Origin of the sequence: uncultured Bacteroides sp., assembly GCF_902491285.1 — a bacterium.
Classification (GTDB): domain Bacteria; phylum Bacteroidota; class Bacteroidia; order Bacteroidales; family Bacteroidaceae; genus Bacteroides.
The window spans coordinates 90,002-97,975 of sequence record NZ_CABUHK010000010.1 but is presented as its reverse complement, the minus strand read 5'-3'; the positions used below and the strand labels follow the sequence as shown (position 1 = coordinate 97,975).

5 protein-coding genes and 1 tRNA gene are annotated in these 7,974 nt (G+C 43.8%); 3 read left to right on the top strand and 3 right to left on the bottom strand.

Annotated elements, in window-relative coordinates:
• Positions 1 to 106: 106 nt before the first annotated feature.
• From RDN93_RS04460 to RDN93_RS04450, 3 genes are all read right to left on the bottom strand, one after another.
• Entirely contained in the window at positions 107 to 469 is a 363-nt protein-coding gene (locus RDN93_RS04460) for a DUF488 family protein (protein WP_308744366.1), read from the bottom strand.
• Between the two features lie 94 nt (positions 470 to 563).
• Positions 564 to 2,327 carry a helix-turn-helix domain-containing protein gene (locus tag RDN93_RS04455; RefSeq protein WP_374047362.1) on the bottom strand — a complete coding sequence of 588 codons (1,764 nt, stop codon included), beginning with the start codon at positions 2,325 to 2,327 and terminating at the stop codon, positions 564 to 566.
• Positions 2,328 to 2,864: 537 nt separating this feature from the next.
• A tRNA-Ser gene (locus RDN93_RS04450) sits at positions 2,865 to 2,949 on the bottom strand.
• A 133-nt stretch (positions 2,950 to 3,082) separates the two neighbouring features.
• Here RDN93_RS04450 and RDN93_RS04445 point away from each other — a divergent pair.
• The 3 genes from RDN93_RS04445 (at position 3,083) to RDN93_RS04435 (ending at position 7,951) form a co-directional block, all read left to right on the top strand.
• On the top strand, positions 3,083 to 5,584 hold the full coding sequence (locus RDN93_RS04445) for a Smr/MutS family protein (RefSeq protein WP_308744365.1): 2,502 nt from the start codon (positions 3,083 to 3,085) through the stop codon (positions 5,582 to 5,584).
• A gap of 86 nt (positions 5,585 to 5,670) precedes the next feature.
• Entirely contained in the window at positions 5,671 to 6,723 is a 1,053-nt protein-coding gene (gene corA, locus RDN93_RS04440; protein WP_308744364.1) for a magnesium/cobalt transporter CorA, read from the top strand.
• A 19-nt stretch (positions 6,724 to 6,742) separates the two neighbouring features.
• Positions 6,743 to 7,951 (top strand): L-serine ammonia-lyase, encoded by a 1,209-nt coding sequence (locus tag RDN93_RS04435; RefSeq protein WP_308744363.1) that lies wholly within the window; start codon positions 6,743 to 6,745, stop codon positions 7,949 to 7,951.
• The last annotated feature ends 23 nt before the right edge of the window (positions 7,952 to 7,974 follow it).

Sequence of the window (7,974 nt, the reverse complement as noted above, 5' to 3'; positions counted from 1 at the left end):
AGTAAGTTACATACGAATATAAGAGCAGGGGATTTTTCTTTTTAGAGGAAAGGTAGGAAATTGAGTGAACGACAGAAAGCGTAAACAGATAAAAATTACTTTAATTTCACTCTTTCAGACGCATTTCCAAATAATCACGGAGTATCCGGGCATGATTGTACACGGGTTCTTTAGAAGCATAAAGGAGTGTCACCACCGGATGCGGCTTGATTAAAGCCAGAAAATCCGTCACTGACCGTGAGGCGTCCAGCTCTTTCTGATACAGGACGGAGAAATCGGTCCAATGTCCCGGTATATCTTCGTGAAACCACTTGCGCAAGGCAGCGGACGGTGTGATGTCTTTTGCCCAATAATCACATTTCAACCATTCTTTTTTAATGCCGCGCGGCCATAGTTTGTCCACCAATACCCGGTATCCGTCTGTCTCCGAAAAGTCGTCGTACACTCGCTTTATCCTAATTTGTAACATTACTATATTTATTTATTACTTATAGTAATAAACCGAAAAAGCAGGAAATTGTTCCGAGGAATGGGAAAAATATAGAAGAGACATTTCAGTAATGCTACTTAAATGTCTCTTGCGCTTTCTTAAATTCATAAGGCGTCATGCCCGTTTTTTTCTTAAAAAGATTGTATAATATCGGAGTGCTGTTGAAACCGGATTCATCGGCTATGGCACGTATCGTATAATTAGGATGCATCTTTAGCAGTTTGATGGCATAATTGATACGAAGTTCGTTAATATAGCCATTGAAATTAGTACCGGTACATTCCCGTATCATACGGGCAAAACGGGCATTGTTCAGATGTACTATCCGTGCCAAATCTTCTCTTGACAATTCCGGGGAAAGGTACAGTTGGTCTTGAATGACAATTTGATTCAACTCCTGGAATATTTTCTTATTCTCCTCTTCTTCCCCGCTTATCTTATCTGTCTCATTCGAAAGTTCTTCCAGCTCTTCGGACGAGATGAGTTCCGGTTCTATCTCCGACGAGATAGCCTGCTGCCCGTATACTTCCGACAACTGGTTTCCGTCTTTCCTATTGGCAAACTTTTCATTTATAAGCCGGGCAAGCATCCTGTTCTTATACTTGACTGTACGGTTGAAACACCACAGGCGCCACAGTATAAACAGAGTCAGCACAACAATACATGCCAGGAAACAGAGTGTAATATTTCTTATTTTCAACTGAGAAGCCTGCTCGGCAATATATTCTTCCTTCTCAGAAACACCGTACATGGCGTTCAATTCCAATGCGGCATTTTTCCTGTCCCTGGTATTGATACTGTCCGTTATGGCTAAAATGTTTTCCTGTAGTTCCGCAACTTCTTTGTAGTTATGCATTCCCTGATAAGCTTTTACTTCTTGCCGAAGAATAGTCAGATATTGTTCATTCAAAGTGTCCTGCTGGGCTTTCATCAATTCCTTAAACTCCCGGCAGTTGTCAATCACTTTTTCATATTGCCCGGAAAGCATCAAATAAGGAACCGAATACATTTTCCCATCCGGAGTATGGGACTCTTTCTTTGACAGGTATTTCTGATAATACTGTTCCGCTTGCGCATATTTCTTCTCTACATAGTAAATGTAGGCAAGTTTGGAATATAAATAACTATATTGACCGTCCACATACCCGACGGGAACCTGAGGTAACGCTTTCAGCCGTTCAATCTGCTTCTCACGCTCAAAACCGACTTCCAAAGCCTCTTCGATTCGGGAATCATTCATCAAAAAGCCCATTTTTGCCCCATAATAGTAAGAAAGCAGCATCATTTCCCGCATATTTTTCGAGCCACGCAGCAATTCAATAGTCCGGTCAAAATAACCGTACGCCTTATCTTTAAAAGATAATCTCCAGTTATTCTCCCCCATACAGAAGAATAATCGGGCTCTGGCCTCCCTATCCCCCAACTCTTGCGCCTGTCTGATTCCATTTAATGCATAATGCATACTTTCGTCATACTTGCTCATTACAGCTGAAAGTTCAGCCAGATACACCGTCATTTTCAACATGTGTTTCGGGTCTTTCTGAGATATGGAATCAAGCAAATAGGCTTTTTTTGCATACATAAATGCCAGCTTATTCATAAACATATTACGATATGACAAACTACGCATCTCGTTTATAACCTGCAAAGATATTGTTTTTCTATTCTCAGCTCCATCCAACAATTCCAAAGCACGCTTCGGCTCGGCAATGTAGATACTTTTTATATACTCTTCCGTATATAAAGAATCATTATTTATAGTTCCGTCGGCAAATAAGAGCTGGTTATTACAAAATAAAAATGCATAAATGCATATAACCAAGCGAATACTTTTCATTCTAAAACCAATAAATTACTATTCAAAGATAGGGATTAATCCATAAAATGCAAATAGAAATATTCTTTTTTTGCACGGATACTCCACACTGATTTGTCCAAAAAGCAAATTTTTTCCATATCGGGAACAATTGCAAACTATATGTGTTATATCGTTCTTTTTTAATGGATTTCAGCGCCTTACCTTTGCAGTATCACAAACTGTGAGAGTAATTAAAAAGAAATGCAATGAAGAAAAATACCTCCTTTTTTTTACCTCTTTGCCGAGGGTAAAAACTTTTAGCGGCAAAGAAATGATTAATAATTGAGTTATGAGCAGACGCTTTGAAGACAACAAACGACAAATCTGCGACTTATCCTAAAAATCGTTACTAAAATCAATCGTCCTTTTTCAGTAACGATTTAGTAACAGTACTCTGTCCAAACGGAGCTTTTTTTGTGTCTTTCGGATGTCCGAGAAGAGAAATAAAAAGTCCCGTAAAACCTTGATTTTACGGGACTTGTCTTAGCTTTTCCACTATTTGTCTTTAGTATTCAGCGGAGAGACAGGGATTCGAACCCCGGGTACCTCGCAGTACAACGGTTTTCAAGACCGCCGCAATCGACCACTCTGCCACCTCTCCAAAACTTCTTTATCAGAAGTGCTTTCCGTTGAAAGCGGTGCAAAGGTACGAATCATTTTTAAATCTGCAAACATTCTGATATTTTTTTCACGAATAAATCGTATTTTTGCAGTCCATTAGTAAGAACAAAGATATGATATACCCTCAAAATTTTGAGCAAAAGATAGGATTCGATCAGATAAGACAGTTACTAAAAGATAAATGTCTCAGCACTTTAGGTGAGGAACGGGTCATGGATATGACCTTTTCCGAACAATATGAAGAAGTGGAAGAGAAATTAAACCAAGTAACTGAGTTTGTTCGCATCATTCAGGAAGAGGACGGATTTCCCGACCAATTCTTTTTTGATGTCCGCCCTTCACTGAAACGGGTGCGGATAGAAGGCATGTATCTGGACGAACAAGAACTGTTTGACCTGCGCCGGTCATTAGAAACCATCCGCGACATCGTTCGCTTCCTGCACCGGAATGAGGATGAAGAGGAAAACGATGCCCCCTACCCCAGCCTGAAAAGACTGGCGGGAGATATTGCCGTATTCCCGCAATTGATTGGGAAAATAGACAGTATCCTTAATAAATATGGAAAAATCAAGGACAATGCTTCCACCGAATTAGCTCGTATACGCCGTGAGCTTGCCAGTACGATGGGAAGTATTTCACGCTCTTTGAACAGTATCCTGCGCAATGCGCAGTCCGAAGGATATGTGGATAAAGACGTAGCTCCCACTATGCGTGACGGTCGTTTGGTAATCCCCGTCGCACCGGGACTGAAACGAAAAATCAAAGGAATCGTACACGATGAATCCGCCAGCGGAAAGACTGTATTTATAGAGCCTGCCGAAGTGGTAGAAGCCAATAACCGCATCCGTGAACTCGAAGGAGACGAACGACGTGAAATTATCCGCATCCTCACCGAATTTTCAAATATACTTCGCCCGTCTATCCCTGAGATTCTTCAATCGTATGAGTTCTTGGCAGAGGTGGACTTTATCCGTGCGAAAAGTTATTTTGCGATACAGACAAACAGTTTAAAGCCTGCCATAGAAAATGAACAACTATTGGACTGGACAATGGCAGTACATCCCTTGTTGCAACTTTCATTAGCCAAGCACGGAAAGAAAGTCGTACCGCTGGATATGGAACTTAACCAGAAACAACGTATCCTTATTATCTCCGGCCCGAATGCCGGTGGTAAATCAGTCTGCCTGAAAACAGTCGGGTTACTGCAATATATGTTGCAATGCGGTATGTTGATTCCTTTGCACGAACGTAGCCATGCAGGCATATTCAGTAGTATATTTATTGATATCGGTGACGAACAGTCTATCGAAGATGACCTGAGTACCTACTCTTCCCATCTGACCAATATGAAGATTATGATGAAGAACTGTAATGAACGCAGCCTCATCCTGATTGACGAGTTTGGTGGCGGTACGGAACCACAGATTGGCGGTGCCATTGCCGAAGCCGTATTGAAACGCTTCAATCAAAAGCGGACCTTCGGAGTAATCACCACCCACTACCAAAATCTGAAGCATTTTGCCGAAGACCATGAAGGAGTGGTGAATGGAGCCATGCTTTACGACCGCCATCTGATGCAGGCACTTTTCCAACTGCAAATAGGAAATCCGGGAAGTTCATTCGCTGTAGAGATTGCCCGGAAAATCGGATTGCCGGAAGATGTCATTGCCGATGCTTCGGAGATTGTAGGCAGCGAGTATATCAATGCCGACAAATATCTTCAGGATATTGTCCGCGACAAGCGTTACTGGGAAGGCAAACGCCAAACGATCCGCCAGCGGGAGAAGCATATGGAAGAGACTATCGCACGCTACCAGGCGGAAATGGAAGAATTGCAGAAATCACGGAAAGAGATTATCAAGCAGGCGAAAGAAGAAGCAGAGCGAATGTTACAGGAATCGAATGCCCGCATTGAAAACACAATCCGTACCATCAAGGAAGCACAGGCCGAAAAGGAGAAGACACGCCTGGCGCGTCAGGAACTGACTGACTTCCGCACTTCTCTGGACGCACTGGCTTCCAAAGAGCAGGAAGAGAAGATGGCACGAAAAATGGAAAAACTGAAAGAAAAGCAGGAACGGAAGAAGAATAAGAAAAACGAACCGAAAACCGCTACTGTTTCTCCCACAAGCACTCCGAAGGTCACTCCTATCACAGTTGGCGACAATGTAAAAATCAAGGGGCAGACCAGTATCGGGCAGGTGATGGAAATCAACGGCAAAAACGCGACTGTCGCTTTCGGAAGCATCAAGACAACCGTAAAACTAGAGCGGCTCGAACGCAGCAATGCCACTCAAAAAACAGAAGGAATCGCTAAAAGCACCTTTGTCAGCAGCCAGACGCACGACCAGATGTATGAAAAGAAACTGAATTTCAAACAGGATATTGACGTCCGTGGAATGCGAGGTGACGAAGCACTGCAAGCAGTCACTTATTTCGTCGACGACGCTATATTGGTCGGCATGGATCGTGTACGTATCCTTCACGGCACAGGAACCGGAATACTTCGTACACTTATCCGCCAATATCTGTCCACCGTGCCGGGAGTCAGACATTATGCCGACGAGCATGTACAGTTCGGCGGTGCCGGCATCACGGTAGTCGATTTTGACTAACCTGTAAACAAAACGTCCGAAGAACTTGTTCTCATTTAGAAAACCACTACCTTTGCTGTGGTGGTTTTCTAAAACGAGAATAAAGCATGAAAAATAATCTGTTAAGCGAAAAGCTCATTTACACGGGAGACAGTCTGACCCCTACCCACATCCATCTTTGTACGTACAATGCAACGGAGATGCAGGAAAATTCCGGCGATAGCTTCCAATCCGTCAAAGACACACTGGATAACGCACGAATCAACTGGTTGCAAGTGCACGGGCTGAAAGACACGGAAGCCATCCGGGAGATCTGCAGTCATTTTGAAATAGACTTCCTCGTATTGCAGGATATTCTGAATGCCAACCACCCCACCAAAATAGAAGAACATGACAAGTATATTGTCCTGATTCTAAAATTATTCTACCCGAATGTACATAAGGAAGAGGACGAATTGGACGAACTGCTCCAGCAACAAGTATGCATTATCCTCGGCAGTAATTATGTACTGACTTTCCTTGAGAAAGAGACCGATTTCTTCGACGATGTCAACGCAGCCTTGCGCAACGATGTATTGAAAATACGCAGCCGCCAGACGGATTATCTACTCAGCGTATTATTGAACAGCGTTATGGCAAACTACATCTCGACCATCTCTTCTATCGATGATGCCCTCGAAGACCTGGAAGAAAAACTGCTCACCATCACAGAAGGATACGACATCGGTGTCCAGATTCAGGCACTCCGACGCCAGTATATGCTGATGAAGAAATCTATTCTTCCGCTAAAAGAACAGTACGTGAAACTGCTACGTGCTGAAAACCTGCTTATCCATAAAGTGAACCGTGCCTTTTTCAATGATGTGAACGACCACTTACAATTCGTCCTGCAAACCATCGAAATCTGCCGGGAAACGCTTTCTTCATTGGTAGACCTTTATATCTCCAACAACGATTTACGAATGAACAACATCATGAAACGGCTGACCATCGTTTCCACAATTTTCATTCCTCTGACCTTTCTAGCCGGGGTATGGGGAATGAACTATAAATGGATGCCCGAATTAGATTGGCGTTATGGTTATTTATTTGCCTGGTTTGTGATGGGGATTATCGGTATTATCGTATATTTGTTCTTCAAAAAGAAAAATTGGTATTAATAAAAACACACCTTCAGTCATGAAATCAATCAAAGAGCTATACAGGATAGGCACAGGCCCTTCCAGTAGCCACACAATGGGACCACGTAAAGCTGCTGAAATGTTTCTGGAGCGTCACCCGGATGCCGCTTCTTTCAAAGTCACCCTTTATGGTAGTTTAGCCGCTACGGGAAAAGGGCATATGACAGATGTAGCTATCATTGACACCCTGCAGCCTACCGCTCCGGTAGAAATCGTATGGCAGCCCAAAGTATTCCTGCCTTTCCACCCGAACGGAATGACATTTGCTGCTTTTGACGCCAATAATAAGGTAATTGAGAACTGGACTGTTTATAGTATAGGAGGCGGTGCGTTAGCAGAAAACAACGACAACCCGACTATCGAAAGTCCGGAAGTATACGGCATGAACAATATGACCGAAATTTTGCAATGGTGCGAGCGTACCGGAAAAAGCTATTGGGAATATGTGAAGGAATGCGAGAATGAAGACATATGGGATTATCTGGCGGAAGTATGGGACACAATGAAAGATGCCATCCATCGCGGACTGGAAGCAGAAGGCGTACTGCCCGGACCGCTCAATCTCAGACGGAAAGCCTCAACCTATTATATACGTGCCACCGGCTATAAGCAATCTCTCCAATCCAGGGGACTTGTCTTTTCTTATGCCTTGGCTGTAAGTGAGGAGAACGCTTCCGGCGGAAAAATTGTGACTGCTCCTACCTGTGGTTCGTGCGGTGTGATGCCCGCTGTGCTTTATCATTTACAGAAAAGCCGTGACTTCAGCGATATGCGTATTTTACGTGCATTGGCTACTGCCGGCTTAATCGGAAACATTGTCAAGTTCAATGCCTCTATCTCCGGCGCGGAAGTAGGCTGTCAGGGAGAAGTAGGCGTTGCCTGCGCCATGGCTTCGGCTGCCGCCAACCAGCTATTCGGCGGTAGTCCGGCACAAATCGAGTATGCTGCCGAGATGGGCCTTGAACATCACTTGGGAATGACCTGCGACCCCGTATGCGGATTGGTACAAATCCCCTGTATCGAACGCAACGCCTACGCCGCTGCCCGCGCACTGGACGCCAATCTTTACTCGGCCTTTACAGATGGCATGCACCGTGTTTCTTTCGACAAAGTAGTGCAAGTAATGAAACAGACCGGACACGACCTGCCTTCACTCTACAAAGAAACGAGCGAAGGCGGACTGGCCAAAGATTACCAACAGATGTAATTATAAAAAACAAGCAGGTGTCA

Bases quoted from the DNA above. Each gene is read 5' to 3' on its own strand.
- RDN93_RS04455 (WP_374047362.1), bottom strand. From the start codon at position 2,327: ATGAAAAGTATTCGCTTGGTTATATGCATTTATGCATTTTTATTTTGT.
- RDN93_RS04435 (WP_308744363.1), top strand. From the start codon at position 6,743: ATGAAATCAATCAAAGAGCTATACAGGATAGGCACAGGCCCTTCCAGT.
- RDN93_RS04460 (WP_308744366.1), bottom strand. From the start codon at position 469: ATGTTACAAATTAGGATAAAGCGAGTGTACGACGACTTTTCGGAGACA.
- corA (WP_308744364.1), top strand. From the start codon at position 5,671: ATGAAAAATAATCTGTTAAGCGAAAAGCTCATTTACACGGGAGACAGT.
- RDN93_RS04445 (WP_308744365.1), top strand. From the start codon at position 3,083: ATGATATACCCTCAAAATTTTGAGCAAAAGATAGGATTCGATCAGATA.